Here is a 13,867-nt window from a genome sequence, read left to right on the forward strand (position 1 = left end):
TCTCGGCGGACTAGGTCATCGCCGTGGGGTCGGGAACCTGGCGCGGGCCGTCCTGTGCGCTCGGCGGGATGATCGAGTTGGTCTCGTCGTCCCACTCGTCGTTGACGTTGTTGGAATCGACCTTGTTCTGCTGTGCGCGCCAGTACATGTAGCCCGACGCCGCGCAGAGGAGAACGAAGATGACGATCGCGCCGGTGACATCACCGAGCAGGTGGCCGAGGCCGTAGCAGATCGCGCCGACGATGCCCGCGGCCGGAAGCGTGGTGACCCAGGCGATCACCATGCGGCCCGCGACAGCCCAGCGGACCTGCGCGCCCTTCTTGCCGACGCCCGAACCGAGGATCGAGCCGGTGGCGACCTGCGTCGTCGACAGCGCCATGCCTGCAGCGGAGCTGGTCAGGATGATCGCGGCCGAGCTGGCCTCAGCGGCCATGCCCTGCGGCGAGTTGATCTCGACGAGACCCTTGCCCAGTGTGCGGATGATGCGCCATCCGCCGAGGTAGGTGCCCAGTGCGATGGCCGCGGCGCAGCTGAAGACCACCCAGATCGGCAGGCCGTGCTTGACCGACGACGAGCTGAGGTGGCCGGTGGAGATCAGGGCGAGGGCGATGACACCCATCGTCTTCTGCGCGTCACCCGTGCCGTGGGCGAGGGAGACGAGCGAGGCGGTGACGATCTGACCTGAGCGGAAGCCCTTCTCCTTGCGGGAGTCGAGGACGCTGGCGGTGATCCGGTAGATCAGCCAGGTGCCGACCGCTGCCACCGCACAGGCGATGAACGGCGATGCCAGCGCGGGGATGATGACCTTCGACAGCACGCCGTGCCAGTCGATGCCGCTGGCACCCAGCGCGGCGATACCCGAGCCGATCAGGCCACCGAAGAGCGCGTGGCTCGAGCTCGACGGCAGACCGAAGAGCCAGGTGAAGAGGTTCCAGAGGATGCCGCCGACGAGTCCAGCGAAGATGATGAGCAGGGCCTCGTTGGCATCGATGCCGGAGATGAGGTCTCCGGACTTGTTCTGCAGGTGAAGGATGTTCTTGGTGATCGTCGCGGCCACCTCGACCGAGAGGAACGCGCCGACCAGGTTGAGGATAGCCGCGATTGTCACCGCGACCTTTGGCTTGAGTGCGCCCGTGGCGATGGATGTCGCCATGGCGTTTCCGGTGTCATGAAATCCGTTGGTGAAGTCGAATCCCAGTGCTGTGATGACCAGTAGCACCAGGACAAGCATCTCTCCGCTCATGCGCAATATCATGCGGCCCCGCTTAAGGTTTCGCCTAAATTACGTTCGACCGCCGTATGTTCGTGACCTGCGGGTTTGCCTATCTGCACATGCTGTTCATCTAGTGTTCACCAACTGGACCGTGGGTGGACACCATTTGCGGGGCGAACGACCGCTCGGGTGTGAGCGCCATCTCTGCCGACGACACGACCGCGGTGGCCGGCGCGCTGTGGCGAGCGAACGCTCGGGCGGGCCTATCGGGACGTCGAACCGCTGTGGAAGAATCCGAGAGCATGACCGCATCTGCCATCAAGCTCGGTATGCCCATCAACTACGCGGGGGACTTCCGCGAGACCATCGACAACCTCGTCGACTTCGAGGCGGCGGGTGTCGCGCGAATCGCTGTGCCCGAGGCGTACAGCTTCGATGCGGTGAGCCAGCTCGGCTACATCGCGGCGCGCACCGAGAAGATGGAACTGCAGTCGGGCATCCTGCCGATGTACTCGCGGACGCCGTCGAACCTGGCTATGACGGCGGCAGGCCTCGACTTCATCAGCGGCGGAAGGTTCGTGCTGGGGATCGGGGCGTCGGGGCCGCAGGTCATCGAGGGCTTCCACGGCGTGAAGTACGACTACCCGGTGGGCCGTGCCCGCGAGAATGCCGACATCTGCCGGTTGATCTGGCGCCGGGAGAAGACGGAGTACCGCGGCAAGCACTACACGTTGCCGTTCACCAAGGAAGACGGCGGAACCGGCTTGGGTAAGCCGCTCAAGATCATCAATCACCCTGTGCGCGAACGCATTCCGATGCTGCTCGCTGCGATCGGCCCCAAGAACACCGAGCTGGCGGCCGAGATGTTCGAGGAGTTCCAGCCGTTCCTGTTCCATCCCGAGTACGTCGACGTCGCATTCGGTGAGCCGTTGGCAGCAGGCAAGGCCAAACGTGATCCGTCGCTGCCGGAACTCGGCATCGTGGTGCAGGCGACCGCGCGGGTGACCGAGGACCCCGAGCAGATCGAGAACGCGTCGCAGATGGTGCGGCACCAGGCTGCCCTCTACATCGGCGGCATGGGCGCGCGTGGCAAGAACTTCTACAACCAGCTGACCGTCCGCTACGGCTATGCCGACGCGGCCAAGGAGATCCAGGATCTCTATCTCGACGGCAAGAAGGCCGAGGCAGCTGCCGCGGTGCCCGCGGAACTTGTTGCGGCGATGAGCCTGATCGGCCCGCGCTCGCTGGTGGCCGAGCGGGCCGAGGCCTTCCGCGCCGCGGGCGTCACGTGCATCCTCGCGGCCCCCGCCGCGCCGACGCACAAGGAGCGGGTGCAGGAGATGGGCCAGCTCGCCGAGATCTTCGCGGGGTAGCCGCGGGAGCGGTAACGGGGGCCTGCGTGGCCGACTGCGTGGGTCGGCCCGCTGCACCCTTACCTATCGCATCCGAGGATCGCGGCCTTGGTGAGTCCGGCGTACTGGTAGGCGAATGTGTACGCCCAGAACATCGTCGACGACGGGTAGTTACGCGGCACCGGGCGCATCACGACGTCGCCGTCGAAGCACTGGCCGAAAATGTAGCGGGCGCGCACCAAGTGGTATCGCCAGCTGATCACGATCACCGAGTGCCAGTTGCGCTGCTTCGCCATCCGCTGGGCGAACATCGCCTCGCCGCGTGTGGTCGATGGGTCGGGCGAAAAGCAGATGACTTCGATGTCGGCGGTGCCCGATGAACAGACCCGTTGCATCAGCGATTGGCCGCCGTGGTGATACCCGCCGTTGATGTACGGGTCTGAGATGAGGACCGTCTTCGCGTAACCCTCGCGGGCGAGTTGCAGGCCGTAGTCTTCCCGCCCGTCGTGCTCGCCGCCGAGTACGACGATGGCGTCGACCTTGCGCAGTGCGTCGGAGTGCTCACGGTAGAAGAGTTGATAGCCGACGCCCGCGTAGGCGGCGATGAACACCACGAGCGCCACGACAAGCGAGAGCACGGTGCGGAGTCTGGGGCGGCGGGGCCTGACGAATCGTCGACGTCGGGGTGAACTGTCAGCGCGTGACGTCGGAGCGGTCGTCACTGGGCAAGTCCTCCGGCCGGCAATAGAGCCTCGTTTTCGGGTTCGTCGGGGCGGGGCCGACGGAGAACCCCTGCTGCGCTCGGGACTCTTCGTACGACGACCGGTGTACTCATCCGCGGATTGAAAAAAGAGCTAAATCCATGCCGTTCAGAGGACGAAAAAGCCTGTCTGAGCGGTTCTTTGGTAACACGAAGAACCAATCAATGGAACTTGAATTGGGGTACTTGGATCCAACTCACACCTAACGACCGCGTTGATCGTAAACTGCTCGCGTGGAGAGGGCATCGGACGACGAGGGGTCAGGCGCACTGCCCGATGTCGTCGTCTCCACTCTGGCCGATCCGCAGCGTCGCGCGTGCGCGGTCTATGGCCATCGGAAGACCGTGGCCGCCGCGCTGGGAGTCGTCGCCGAAGTCGTCGAGGCTCTCGGGCCGGGAGTGCTGTCAGACCAACGAGCGCCTCTTGAGTGGGTGCTCTGGATACCTCAGGACGTCGAGCGCATTCTGGCGGTGCTCGACCGGGGACTCGCCGCCTCAGCGTCGGTCATCGACGCAACGCGCGTCTTCGTCGACTTTGCCTACGGAGTGTCGGGTGATGTGTCGGCTACGTCAGAGGATCGCGGGACCGATGCCGGCGCGGTCGTGCGTTCGGCGGATGCGGCGCTGAGCCTTGCGCTGGAAACGCAGCGGCGGATGGCCATCGCCCAGACCGACACGTACGCGCGTCTCGAGGAATCGCTCGATCTCGCTGTGCGGCTGACGACGTCGTCGGGCATGGATTTTCAGCAGTTCTACCAACCGATCGTGCGGATGGCAGACGGTGTGACGGTCGGGTTCGAGTCCTTGCTGCGGTGGATCACGGCCGATGGCGTACTGCTGCCCGGCGACTTCCTCGCTGTCGCGGAGCACACGTCGACGATTGTGCCGATCGGCCGCAACGGGGTCACCCAGGCGGTGCGGGCACTGCGCGACTCGATCGAACCGCGCTACGGGCCGGACGCCTTTGTCAGCATCAACCTCTCGCGTCAGCAGCTCGTCGACGACACCATCGTCGACCATGTGGTCGCGGAGATCGACAGGTACGGCGTGGGGCCGGGGCAGATCTGGATCGAGGTGCAGGAGAACGAGGTCATCGGCTTCGACACCGATGCCCAGCGGGCCGTCGAGCGGCTGCACGACAGCGGGTGCACGATCTCCATCGACGACCTCGGGTCGGGTTTCTCGGCACTACGGTACGTGCGCGACCTGCCGGTCGACGTCTTGAAGGTCGACCGTGCACTCATCTCGGCGATGCCGGACAGTCCGTCCGACCGCGCAGTGGTGCGCGCGATCTGTGAGATGGCGCAGACGATGGATATCGCTACCGTCGCCGAGGGCGTGGAACTGTCCATCGACTTCAGCGGCGTCGAAGAACTCGGGTTCCAGTACGCACAGGGCATCTACTTCGGCGCGCCCGCACCGTTCGCGCCGAGAGACTGAACGCCGACCTCTCGGCCGGCGGTAGTCGCCCTCAGTAGTAGTACGGGAAGGCGTCCCACTCCGGAGAGCGCTTCTCCAGGAACGCATCCCGACCCTCGACGGCCTCGTCGGTCATGTATGCCAGGCGGGTGGCCTCGCCTGCGAACACCTGCTGGCCCATCAGACCGTCGTCGGTGAGGTTGAACGCGAACTTCAACATCCGCTGGGCCGTCGGCGATTTGCCGTTGATCGCCCGGGCCCACTCGATGGCGGTGCGCTCGAGATCGGCATGGTCGACGACGCGGTTGACCGCGCCCATCTGGTGCATGGTCTCGGCGTCGTACGCCTCGCCGAGGAAGAAGATCTCGCGCGCGAACTTCTGGCCGACCTGCTTGGCCAGGTAGGCGCTGCCGTAGCCGGCGTCGAACGAGCCGACGTCGGCGTCGGTCTGCTTGAAACGGGCGTGCTCGCGGGAGGCGAGGGTGAGGTCGCAGACGACGTGCAGCGAGTGCCCGCCACCGGCGGCCCAGCCGTTGACCACGGCGATCACCACCTTGGGCATCGTGCGGATGAGGCGCTGGACCTCGAGGATGTGCAGTCGGCCGCCCTCGGCCTTTGCGCGCGCTTCATCGACGCCGGTGGCATCGGCGTGCGCGACGTCGGAATCGTGGCTGGTCGCGTACTGGTAGCCCGAGCGGCCACGGATGCGCTGGTCGCCGCCGGAACAGAACGCCCAGCCGCCGTCCTTGGGGCTCGGCCCGTTGCCGGTGAGCAGGATGGTGCCGATGTCGGGGGAGCGTCGTGCGTGGTCGAGGGTGCGATACAGCTCATCGACGGTGTGCGGGCGGAACGCGTTGCGGATCTCGGGCCTGTTGAACGCGATGCGCACGATGCCGTCGGCTCTGGCTGCGCCGACATGGCGGTGGTAGGTGATGTCGGTGAGGTCGTCGAAGCCGTCGACGGGGCGCCACTGGGAGGGATCGAACGGCTGGGCGGGGGTGCTGGGTGTGTCACCGGATGTCATGAACATCGACATTAGTGCCCGTTAGCTGGCTTGTGAGCAGCCGTGCGTGGCACTCTGGGTGTATGTCATTCGAGGTGATCGCGATCGTGATCGTGGTCTGGGTGACGCTCTCCGTGGTGGTCGCCCTGGTGGTCGGCGCCGTGATCCGACAGCGTGACCGGCACGAAGCGCCCCGCAAGCGCCACGTCGCGAGCGAATCCGAAACCGACAGGCGCGAGGTCTGACACGCCCGATACGGTGGTCAGATGGCATCTGACACGCGTGACGGTTGGGATATCCGCTCCGAGGACGAGTCGCCGCACGAGGGCGGCTTCCGAGCCAGGATCGAGGTCACGACCGATCGGGGCGGACCACATTACGGCGAACTCAACGAGCAGATCCGACGACTCATGGATCTCGCCCGCTACGCGTGTCCGGAACCCGATGAGACCGATGCGCTGCTCGAGCAGGTCACCGCGCTCAACGAGCAACTTGAGAAGGTCCAGGTGGACGAGTGGCACACGCCCGCGGGTACGCGCATCGACCTGCCCGCCCGCGGCAACATCACCCTTCCGCCGTACGTGATCACCACAGCGAGTGCCGAGGGCGTCACCGCGGAGGTCACCTTCCGGCCTTTCCACCTCGGCGGCAACAATGCTGCGCACGGCGGCCAGGTCGGCGTCGCCTTCGACGACCTCGGCGGCATGGCGTCGGCGCTCGCGGTCAACGGCGTCACCCGTACCGCGTATCTGACGGTCCAGTACCGCTCGCTGACACCGTTGTCGACGCCGCTGACCTGCCGCACGTGGGTCGACAAGCGGGACGGGCGGAAGGCCTTCGTCAAGGGGACGCTGCACGACGGCGACCGACTCTGCGCCGAGCTCGACGCCCTGTTCATCGAGCTGAAGCCGGGGCAGCCCTAACCCCGTGCACAACGGAGACCGCACCCGCCCGCGCCCGTGAATCGTTAGAATCCGCATCGATGAGGACGTGGAAACCCCAGGGACTGGTCGATGACCGGTTGACACTCAGTGTGGCGATCAGTGCCGCGCTGTTCGTGGTCGTGGGTGTCGGGCAGTTGGTCGCCGACCCGACACCGGGTTCGTCCGTCGCCTCGGGGGTCGCGCTCGCGACTGCGGCTGTCCTGGCGGCGACAGCGGTGATACTGCGACGGCGTCCTGACGTCATCACCGACCGCGTCGCGCCGATCGCCGTCGCCTCACTCGCGATCGTGGTGGCAGCGAATCCGATCGCGTACATCGTCGCGACCCAGATCGCCTACCCGGCGATCGGAACTCTGCTCGTCATCGTGGCGATCGGAGCGCTTGTTCCCTACCCGGCACTCGCGATCGGGTTGATCCTCACGCTGAACGTCATCGCTGTCGTCTTCGCGATCGCGTATCCGCAGTCGGCGACGGTGGGATCTGTTGTGCTGCAACTGTTGAAGGCCGACGCGGTGGCGTTGATCATCGCGCTGACGTGGCGTCGGACCGAGGCCAGGCTGCGTCGCGCGAATCAGACCATAGTCGAGATCTCGATCTCGGACGAGTTGACCGGACTGCTCAACCGGCGCGGCCTGGCCGAACGGGCGCCCCAGTTGTTGCGGTCGGCCGACGCGAACGGACGTCTGGTGCTTTTCGGGTTCATCGATGTCGAGGGCCTCAAGAAGACCAACGACTCGTCGGGCCACGCCGCGGGTGATGATCTGCTGGCCGGGATCGGCCGCACTTTGCGGCCACTACTCGATGCCGGGGACATCGCCGCGCGCGTGGGCGGAGACGAGTTCGCAGTACTGATCCGCGTCGACGGCCACGAGTCGGTTCCCGGCGTGCGCGCACGGATGGACGGCGCGATGTCGGCGCAGTCGGCGACTGTGGGTTGGGCAGTGCGCGAGCCGAATTCACCGGCGAGTCTGGAGTCTCTGCTCGACGAGAGCGATCGCGCGATGATGCGGATCCGTCGTTCGGGGTAGAGACACGCAGGGTGTGGTGGGCCGTTCAGTACAACTCGGTGACCTCGATGGTCGCGCCCGCCGTGCGCAGGCGGTCGATGAGGGCGTCGCCCATGGCCACCGCGGGAGTGAGAACGCCTGCGCGGGAGGGTAGTTGGCTGCGGTTGACGGCCAGTGTCAGTGCGCTCTCGCCGAGCATGACCGCCGTCGCCTTGTACCCGGGGTCGCCCTTCATCGAGAACGTCGAGCGGAATCGGCGACCTGTCGTGGTGCGGGTGTAGGTGCGGACGGCGAAGTAGCCCTTCTCCTGCGATTTCTCGCTGGGGCCAGAACCCGGCTTGGGGAGCACGCGGTCGAGGACGGCGCGCGTGGGTGCGAACGACATCGCACCGAGGAACGCGCCGTAGCCGATGCCGACCGCGCCCGCGACAACCGTCGACACTGCCGGGACCCCGCCGACGGCCATCGTCTCCGCGTAGTGGAAGTCGGAGCCGTACGCGCCGTCGAGCAGTGCGTTGGAGCGTCGAACAATGCGTGTGTTGTGCGACGCCATGAAGAACGGGGCGAGGGTTCCCCGCAGCGACGGATCGACCTTGCGTGCGTTGATGATTCCGATGTCGCTGGGTTCCGAGGAGAGCTCTGCGCGCGGGGTCTGCGAGGGTGTGCCGGACAGCGCCTGCGGGTTGAGGAGGAGGCGTCGAACGCTTGAGTCCTTTGCCTGCTCGGCGATGACGCGCATCGAATCGATGGTGCCGCCCGAGACCCCGCCGCGCATCGCCGCGACGACCATCGTGGTGTCGGTCATCTCGCCCGCGTCGGCGTCGGTGACACCGCGGTAGAGCTCGTAGGTGGCGAGATCGGAAGGGACGGAATCGAATCCGCACGAGTGGACGATGCGTGCACCGGTCGACTCGGCCACCTCGTGAGCCTTCTGGATGGAGTAGTGGACGAAGGGGACCTCGCCGGTGAGGTCGACGTAGTCGGTGCCCGCGGTGGCTGCCGCGACCACGAGTGCTTCGCCGTAACGGAGGTACGGCCCGACGGTGGTGCAGACGACGCGGGTGCGGGCCACCATGGCATCGAGCGATGCGGGTGAGGATGAGTCGGCGACGATGAGCGGCCATTCGTGAGCCGCAGCGGGAAGGCGTCGTCGGGTGTCGGCGAGTTTGGTCTCCGACCGACCGGCGAGCGCGACACGGGTTCCGGCGGGTGCGTGCTCCGCGAGGTAGCGCGCCGTGAGTTCGCCGACGAATCCGGTGGCGCCGAAGACGACGACGTCGAACTCGCGCGGCGAATCGTCGGGTGCCGTCGGGGCGGATTTCGGCGCCGTCGGGGTGCTCTGCGGTGTGGGTGTTTCGGGTTGGCTCTCACCGGTCATGGGTTCAATGTATATGCGACTCGGGTCACAGTAACAATGGGTGTCGGGTGCTCGCGCTGGTCAGGATGGGCGTCGGCGGGCCGCGGCACGTGCGGCGAATGGTGCGACGAACAGCATCAGCAGCACACGCAGGATCTGCGCGGCGACCACGAACGCGACATTCGACCCCGCGGCGGTCGCGGCGGCGAGCACCGCGTAGATCCCGCCGGGAGTGGTGGCCAGATAGCAATCGAACATCGACTCCCCGGTCCACCACGACAGCAGCACTCCGAGTAGCGCGCAGCCGACGCCGATCGCGAGGATCAGGACGATCGCCGCTGGAAGGATGCGGCCGATAGCCCGCAGTCGCGGAAGCGTGAACCCGAGTCCCGCCTGCCAGCCGATTGCCGCGTATGCGATCGCGAGCAGTACCGACGGGACGGCGGCGTCGCCTGCGATCCCGGTGAGCTCGGCTGCGGTGGCCAGGGCCATCGGTGCGAGAAGCCCCGCTGCGGGCAGATGGATGAGTCGGCCGAGCGGGTAGCCCACGCCGATGCAGACCGCGAGGAGCAGGACTCCGGCCGCCTGGGCTGTCCAGCTCGGGCCCGCGACCTCGACCTTCGACGACGAGGCGTGGAAGACCAGCGACGCCACCAGCGGGATGGTGCTGGTCACGAGCGCGACCCGGACGTACTGGACGACCGCGACGACGCGCTCATCGCCACCGAGATCGCGGGTCAGTGCCACGAGCCCAGACGCCCCGCCTGCGACCAGGGCAAGCGAACCGGTCATGGTATCGACGTCTCTGTGGAGACCGAGGAGTGCACCGCCCGCCACCGACAGCGCGAGCGTGCAGAGTCCGACGACGAGGACGGGCAGCCACGCCGAACCGAGGCCCGAGACCGTCGTCGGGTCGGCCATGGTGCCGATGTAGACGCCGACCGTGCCCTGGGCCGCGAGCATCGCCGCGCGGGGGACCATGGGCGGGTCGGGGCTGCTGGGAGCGGTGCTGGTGTTCGGCCGCGGGCGCGGGGCGAGGCCGGCGATCGCGAGGAGCGCAGCCACCAGGAGTCCCGCGAAGAGGGGCGCGGCGTCGACGTCGATCAGGTCCAGCAGGATGCTGACGCCGACGGTGAGTGCGGCGAGCAGGAACCAGCGGGACACCCGGTCGAGCCTAGCGAGGGGTCGGGGCCGGGCGCCGTCGGTGGAAGGCGCGGCGCCGTCGGCGCGGATCTCGGTGCCCTCGGCGTCGGACATAGGCTGGAGCTCATGAATTCCTCGACAACGTCACGTCCCGGTGGGCGAGGTGCGCAGGGGCCCAATCCCTCGACGCTGCAGGCGCGGGTGATCGTCGACGAGATGATCCGCGGTGGCGTGCGGGAGGCCGTGCTGTGTCCGGGATCGCGCAATGCGCCGCTGGCGTATGCGCTGTACCTGGCGGATCGGGAAGGTCGGCTGCGGTTACACGTGCGTATCGACGAGCGTTCGGCGGGTTTTCTGGCGTTGGGGCTGGCGGTGTCGTCGGGCCAGCCGGTGCCGATCGTGATGACGAGCGGTACGGCCGTCGCGAACATGGGACCCGCGGTATTCGAGGCGAACTATGCGCGGGTGCCGCTGGTGGTTGTCAGCGCCAACCGGCCCTATGAGCTCCTGGGGTCGGGAGCGAATCAGACCGTCGAGCAATTCGGGATCTTCGGCACGCAGGTGCGGGCCGCGATCAGCATCGGACTGGCCGAGGAGGGACTCGATACCAACAGCCAGTGGCGGTCGGCCGTCGGGCGTGTGCTGGCGTCGGCGCGCGGTGCGCGGACCGGCAACCCTGGCCCGGTGCAGTTCGACATACCGCTGCGCGAACCACTGGTGCCCGACGTCGCGTCGTCGGAGGACGATCTCGGTGCCTTCGCGGGTAGGCCGGGCGGGGTGCCGTGGACGCAGGCGCCGGTCGCGAAACTCGATGTCCCGCTGCCGATCGACCTCTCGCTGGACACGGTGGTGGTCTCCGGACACGGGTCGGGTGTGCACCCCGAGCTGTCGGGGGTGCCGACAGTCGCCGAGCCGACAGCGCCGCATGCCGCGACCCCGCTGCACCCGCTCGCGCTCGGCTCGATCAAGCCGCAGCAGGCCATCATCTGTGGGCGTCCGACGCTGCATCGCGGGGTGTCGAGGTTGCTGGCCGATCCCGACGTGCGGGTCTACGCGCTGACCACCGGGCCGCGCTGGCCGGACGTGTCGGGCAACGTGTATGCCACCGGGACGCGCGCTGAGGTGATCGGCGAGCCACGCGAGGACTGGCTGAAGGAGTGCGCGGCGTTGGAGCAGCGCGTGCTGGGGGCTGTCGACGCGGTGCTCGACGAGTCGGGGCCGCCGACCGGGCTGCACGTGGCGCGGGTGGTGAGCGCTGCGCTGTCCGACGGGGACCAATTCGTTGTCGGGGCAAGTAACCCGATCCGCGACGTCGCGCTGGCGGGTCGGGTGTCGGAGGGGGTGCGGGTGCTGTCGAATCGTGGTGTCGCGGGAATCGACGGCACGAATTCGACGGCGATAGGTGCCGCGCTGGCCGGTGGGTCGGCGCGGACCGTTGCCCTGATGGGCGACCTGACGTTCATCCATGACTCGACCGGGCTGATCATCGGGCCGGGGGAGCCGCGACCGTCGTCGCTGCGGATCGTCGTCGCGAATGACGATGGTGGAGGAATCTTCGGGCTGCTCGAGCAGGGCGATCCGGGGCTGGACTCCGGCGCACTGTCGGGGGCGTACGAGCGGGTCTTCGGGACGCCGCACCGGACGGATCTGGGCGCGTTGTGCGCCGGGATGCGGGTGGCGCATCGGCGGGTGTCGCTGGGTGAGTTGTCGGGGGTGCTCGGTGAGGAACTGGCCGCTGAGGCCGGGGGCATCGAGGTGGTCGAGGTGGTCACCGACCGCTCGCGCCTGCGGGAGGTGCACGCGGAGATCTCGGCTCGGGTCGCACAGAAGTAGGGCTGTCGGCGTCGACGGTTATCCTGGCAGCCATGAATCCGACCATCCTGCGACGTGTGCAGAAGGTACTGCTCACGCTCGGGCTGGTCGTGACGGTGATGTGCCTGGTGCTGATCGTGGCGTGTTTCCGCAACGACGCACAGATCGAGGCACACAAGGCCACCGTGACCGCCGACGTCGTCTACGCCGATCGGCTGCACGCCAACGTGTACTTCCAGACGCCCGACGGCTCGGTGCACAGTCCACGACTCGGCCTGCTGTATCCGACGGAGTTGACCGCGGGCCAGCGGATTCGTGTCGACTACAGCACCGCCAACCCCGACCTCGCCAAGCCGACAGGCCGCAGTGCTGTGCTCTCGATCGTGCCCGCGGTCTCGGTGGCCGTACTGGGGTGGATCGTCGTGGCTGCGTTGATGCTGGGCCTTGCCGAGTTGTCCCGGCGCTGGGGTCGACGCCGCGAGGCGATGAGGGCAGCCAGAGACGACCTGGACGATTCGGGAGTCGGCGGGCGCACCGGTAGTGGTCCGCGAACCGCAGGATCCGACGTCTCGTCGGGCGAGAGCGCCACCGACCACTCCGGGGACGAGGGCACTGCTGCCCAGACTTCACCCGGAGTTCCGAGACCTGACACGTCGGCCGAGGTTGCCGGAAACCTCACTCGCTGATTCTTGCGGCATGCGCGTCGCAATCGCCGCCGAGAGTTTTCTTCCGCAGGTCAACGGGGTCGTGAACTCCGTTCTCCGGGTCATCGACCACCTCGAACGCACCGGCCACGAGGCCGTGGTGATCGCTCCCGACTCGGCGCGCGGCGTCGAGCGCGGTCCGCGGATGGTGGGTCGACGCACCCCGGTGCACCTGCTGCCGTCGGTGAAGGTGCCGCGGGTGTCGTCGTTGCCGGTGGGCGTCCCCGCGCCCGTGCTGTACCGGACACTGCGCGATTTCGAACCCGATGTCGTGCATCTCGCGTCACCGTTCGTGGTGGGTGGGGCGGCGGCGATGGTCGCTCGATGCCTCGAGATTCCCTCGGTCGCGGTGTTCCAGACCGACGTCGCGGGCTTCGCCGACGCGTATCGTCTCGGGGTGGCCTCGCGGGCAGCGTGGCGATACACCAGGCGCCTGCACGAGATGTGCGACCGAACCCTCGTGCCCTCCAGTGCAACTTTGGAATCCCTTGCAGCGAACGGGGTTCCGCGACTGTACCGGTGGGGCAGGGGCGTCGACACGCAGTTGTTCAATCCGACCCGACGCGACGAGACCCTGCGTCGTGAGTGGATGGGGGAGCGGGAGCGGCTGGTCGTCGGATTCGTCGGACGGTTGGCGCCGGAGAAGCACGTGGAGCGGTTGGCATCGTTGGCGCACGACGACTCGGTGCGGGTGGTGATCGTCGGCGACGGCCCCGAACGGGCACGATTGACACGACTGTTGCCGAACGCGGTGTTCACCGGGGAGCTCCGGGGTGCGGAACTGGCCCGCGCGTACGCCAGTCTGGACGTCTTCGCGCACGCCGGCGAGCACGAGACCTTCTGCCAAGCCATCCAGGAGGCGATGGCGTCGGGCCTGCCGGTCGTCGGACCCGACGCCGGTGGCCCGCGCGATCTGGTGTCGGCGTGGCGGACGGGATATCTGCTCGATCCGGCGTCGTATTCGACGAAGCTGCCCGAGGTGATCGACGTGCTGCGCGACGACGCGCATCGCGCCGCGATGGGTCGGGCAGGGCTGGCCGCGGTGCGTGATCGGAGCTGGCCTGCGATCTGCGAGCAGTTGGTCGGGCACTACCGAGCGGTCATCGACGGGCAGGGCGGACTGAGCGAATCGGTGCTGCTGGCCGGGTAGTAG

13 protein-coding genes are annotated in these 13,867 nt (G+C 67.5%); 8 read left to right on the forward strand and 5 right to left on the reverse strand.

The genetic code is table 11. The annotated features are described in order from the left end of the window. Nucleotides 1–10: 10 nt before the first annotated feature. Nucleotides 11–1,243 carry an inorganic phosphate transporter gene (locus tag GOACH_RS01865; RefSeq protein ID WP_040517618.1) on the reverse strand — a complete coding sequence of 411 codons (1,233 nt, stop codon included), beginning with the start codon at nt 1,241–1,243 and terminating at the stop codon, nt 11–13. A 272-nt stretch (nt 1,244–1,515) separates the two neighbouring features. On the opposite strand from GOACH_RS01865, the gene GOACH_RS01870 reads away from it, so the two are divergent. After that, the gene (locus tag GOACH_RS01870) at nt 1,516–2,586 is read left to right on the forward strand and encodes an LLM class F420-dependent oxidoreductase (protein ID WP_040517620.1); all 1,071 of its coding nucleotides are present in this window, start codon (nt 1,516–1,518) and stop codon (nt 2,584–2,586) included. Between the two features lie 59 nt (nt 2,587–2,645). On the opposite strand, the gene GOACH_RS01875 is transcribed toward GOACH_RS01870, so the two are convergent. Then, nucleotides 2,646–3,203, reverse strand: a complete 558-nt coding sequence (locus GOACH_RS01875; RefSeq protein WP_005169601.1) for a YdcF family protein — start codon at nt 3,201–3,203, stop codon at nt 2,646–2,648. Nucleotides 3,204–3,559: 356 nt separating this feature from the next. Here GOACH_RS01875 and GOACH_RS01880 point away from each other — a divergent pair, with 356 nt between their 5' ends. Then, complete coding sequence (locus GOACH_RS01880) at nt 3,560–4,765, forward strand: EAL domain-containing protein (RefSeq protein WP_005169604.1); 1,206 nt, start codon at nt 3,560–3,562, stop codon at nt 4,763–4,765. Nucleotides 4,766–4,796: 31 nt separating this feature from the next. Here GOACH_RS01880 and GOACH_RS01885 read toward each other — a convergent pair whose 3' ends face one another. Further along, the gene (locus GOACH_RS01885) at nt 4,797–5,768 is read right to left on the reverse strand and encodes a 1,4-dihydroxy-2-naphthoyl-CoA synthase (protein WP_040517462.1); all 972 of its coding nucleotides are present in this window, start codon (nt 5,766–5,768) and stop codon (nt 4,797–4,799) included. 62 nt (nt 5,769–5,830) lie between these two features. Between GOACH_RS01885 and GOACH_RS23930 the strand changes: the two genes are divergently transcribed. Genes GOACH_RS23930 through GOACH_RS01895 form a run of 3 tightly spaced genes read left to right on the forward strand, consistent with a single transcriptional unit; the run spans nt 5,831 to nt 7,719 of the window. Beyond that, on the forward strand, nt 5,831–5,992 hold the full coding sequence (locus GOACH_RS23930) for a hypothetical protein (RefSeq protein WP_169330846.1): 162 nt from the start codon (nt 5,831–5,833) through the stop codon (nt 5,990–5,992). A gap of 21 nt (nt 5,993–6,013) precedes the next feature. Further along, the gene (locus GOACH_RS01890) at nt 6,014–6,670 is read left to right on the forward strand and encodes a PaaI family thioesterase (RefSeq protein WP_005169609.1); all 657 of its coding nucleotides are present in this window, start codon (nt 6,014–6,016) and stop codon (nt 6,668–6,670) included. A 59-nt stretch (nt 6,671–6,729) separates the two neighbouring features. Continuing rightward, entirely contained in the window at nt 6,730–7,719 is a 990-nt protein-coding gene (locus tag GOACH_RS01895; RefSeq protein WP_005169610.1) for a GGDEF domain-containing protein, read from the forward strand. A gap of 25 nt (nt 7,720–7,744) precedes the next feature. On the opposite strand, the gene GOACH_RS01900 is transcribed toward GOACH_RS01895, so the two are convergent. Next, nucleotides 7,745–9,076 (reverse strand): saccharopine dehydrogenase family protein, encoded by a 1,332-nt coding sequence (locus tag GOACH_RS01900; protein WP_005169611.1) that lies wholly within the window; start codon nt 9,074–9,076, stop codon nt 7,745–7,747. A gap of 60 nt (nt 9,077–9,136) precedes the next feature. Beyond that, nucleotides 9,137–10,219: an AbrB family transcriptional regulator gene (locus tag GOACH_RS01905; RefSeq protein ID WP_040517623.1), complete on the reverse strand. Its 1,083-nt coding sequence runs from the start codon at nt 10,217–10,219 to the stop codon at nt 9,137–9,139. 105 nt (nt 10,220–10,324) lie between these two features. Here GOACH_RS01905 and menD point away from each other — a divergent pair, with 105 nt between their 5' ends. The 3 genes from menD to GOACH_RS01920 are packed head-to-tail and all read left to right on the forward strand — an operon-like array spanning nt 10,325 to nt 13,864. Then, the gene (gene menD / locus GOACH_RS01910; protein ID WP_040517463.1) at nt 10,325–12,031 is read left to right on the forward strand and encodes a 2-succinyl-5-enolpyruvyl-6-hydroxy-3-cyclohexene-1-carboxylic-acid synthase; all 1,707 of its coding nucleotides are present in this window, start codon (nt 10,325–10,327) and stop codon (nt 12,029–12,031) included. 32 nt (nt 12,032–12,063) lie between these two features. Continuing rightward, on the forward strand, nt 12,064–12,696 hold the full coding sequence (locus GOACH_RS01915) for a DUF3592 domain-containing protein (protein WP_005169614.1): 633 nt from the start codon (nt 12,064–12,066) through the stop codon (nt 12,694–12,696). Between the two features lie 10 nt (nt 12,697–12,706). Next, entirely contained in the window at nt 12,707–13,864 is a 1,158-nt protein-coding gene (locus GOACH_RS01920) for a glycosyltransferase family 4 protein (protein WP_005169616.1), read from the forward strand. Nucleotides 13,865–13,867 lie beyond the last annotated feature (3 nt).

It is taken from the genome of Gordonia aichiensis NBRC 108223 (genome assembly GCF_000332975.1).
In the GTDB taxonomy this organism is placed as follows: domain Bacteria; phylum Actinomycetota; class Actinomycetes; order Mycobacteriales; family Mycobacteriaceae; genus Gordonia; species Gordonia aichiensis.

What these genes read in the sequence shown, in the direction of transcription:
- GOACH_RS01915 (WP_005169614.1), top strand. Translation starts at nt 12,064, where the DNA reads ATGAATCCGACCATCCTGCGACGTGTGCAGAAGGTACTGCTCACGCTC.
- GOACH_RS23930 (WP_169330846.1), top strand. Translation starts at nt 5,831, where the DNA reads ATGTCATTCGAGGTGATCGCGATCGTGATCGTGGTCTGGGTGACGCTC.
- GOACH_RS01865 (WP_040517618.1), bottom strand. Translation starts at nt 1,243, where the DNA reads ATGAGCGGAGAGATGCTTGTCCTGGTGCTACTGGTCATCACAGCACTG.
- GOACH_RS01885 (WP_040517462.1), bottom strand. Translation starts at nt 5,768, where the DNA reads ATGACATCCGGTGACACACCCAGCACCCCCGCCCAGCCGTTCGATCCC.
- GOACH_RS01920 (WP_005169616.1), top strand. Translation starts at nt 12,707, where the DNA reads ATGCGCGTCGCAATCGCCGCCGAGAGTTTTCTTCCGCAGGTCAACGGG.
- GOACH_RS01890 (WP_005169609.1), top strand. Translation starts at nt 6,014, where the DNA reads ATGGCATCTGACACGCGTGACGGTTGGGATATCCGCTCCGAGGACGAG.
- GOACH_RS01895 (WP_005169610.1), top strand. Translation starts at nt 6,730, where the DNA reads ATGAGGACGTGGAAACCCCAGGGACTGGTCGATGACCGGTTGACACTC.
- GOACH_RS01870 (WP_040517620.1), top strand. Translation starts at nt 1,516, where the DNA reads ATGACCGCATCTGCCATCAAGCTCGGTATGCCCATCAACTACGCGGGG.
- GOACH_RS01900 (WP_005169611.1), bottom strand. Translation starts at nt 9,076, where the DNA reads ATGACCGGTGAGAGCCAACCCGAAACACCCACACCGCAGAGCACCCCG.
- menD (WP_040517463.1), top strand. Translation starts at nt 10,325, where the DNA reads ATGAATTCCTCGACAACGTCACGTCCCGGTGGGCGAGGTGCGCAGGGG.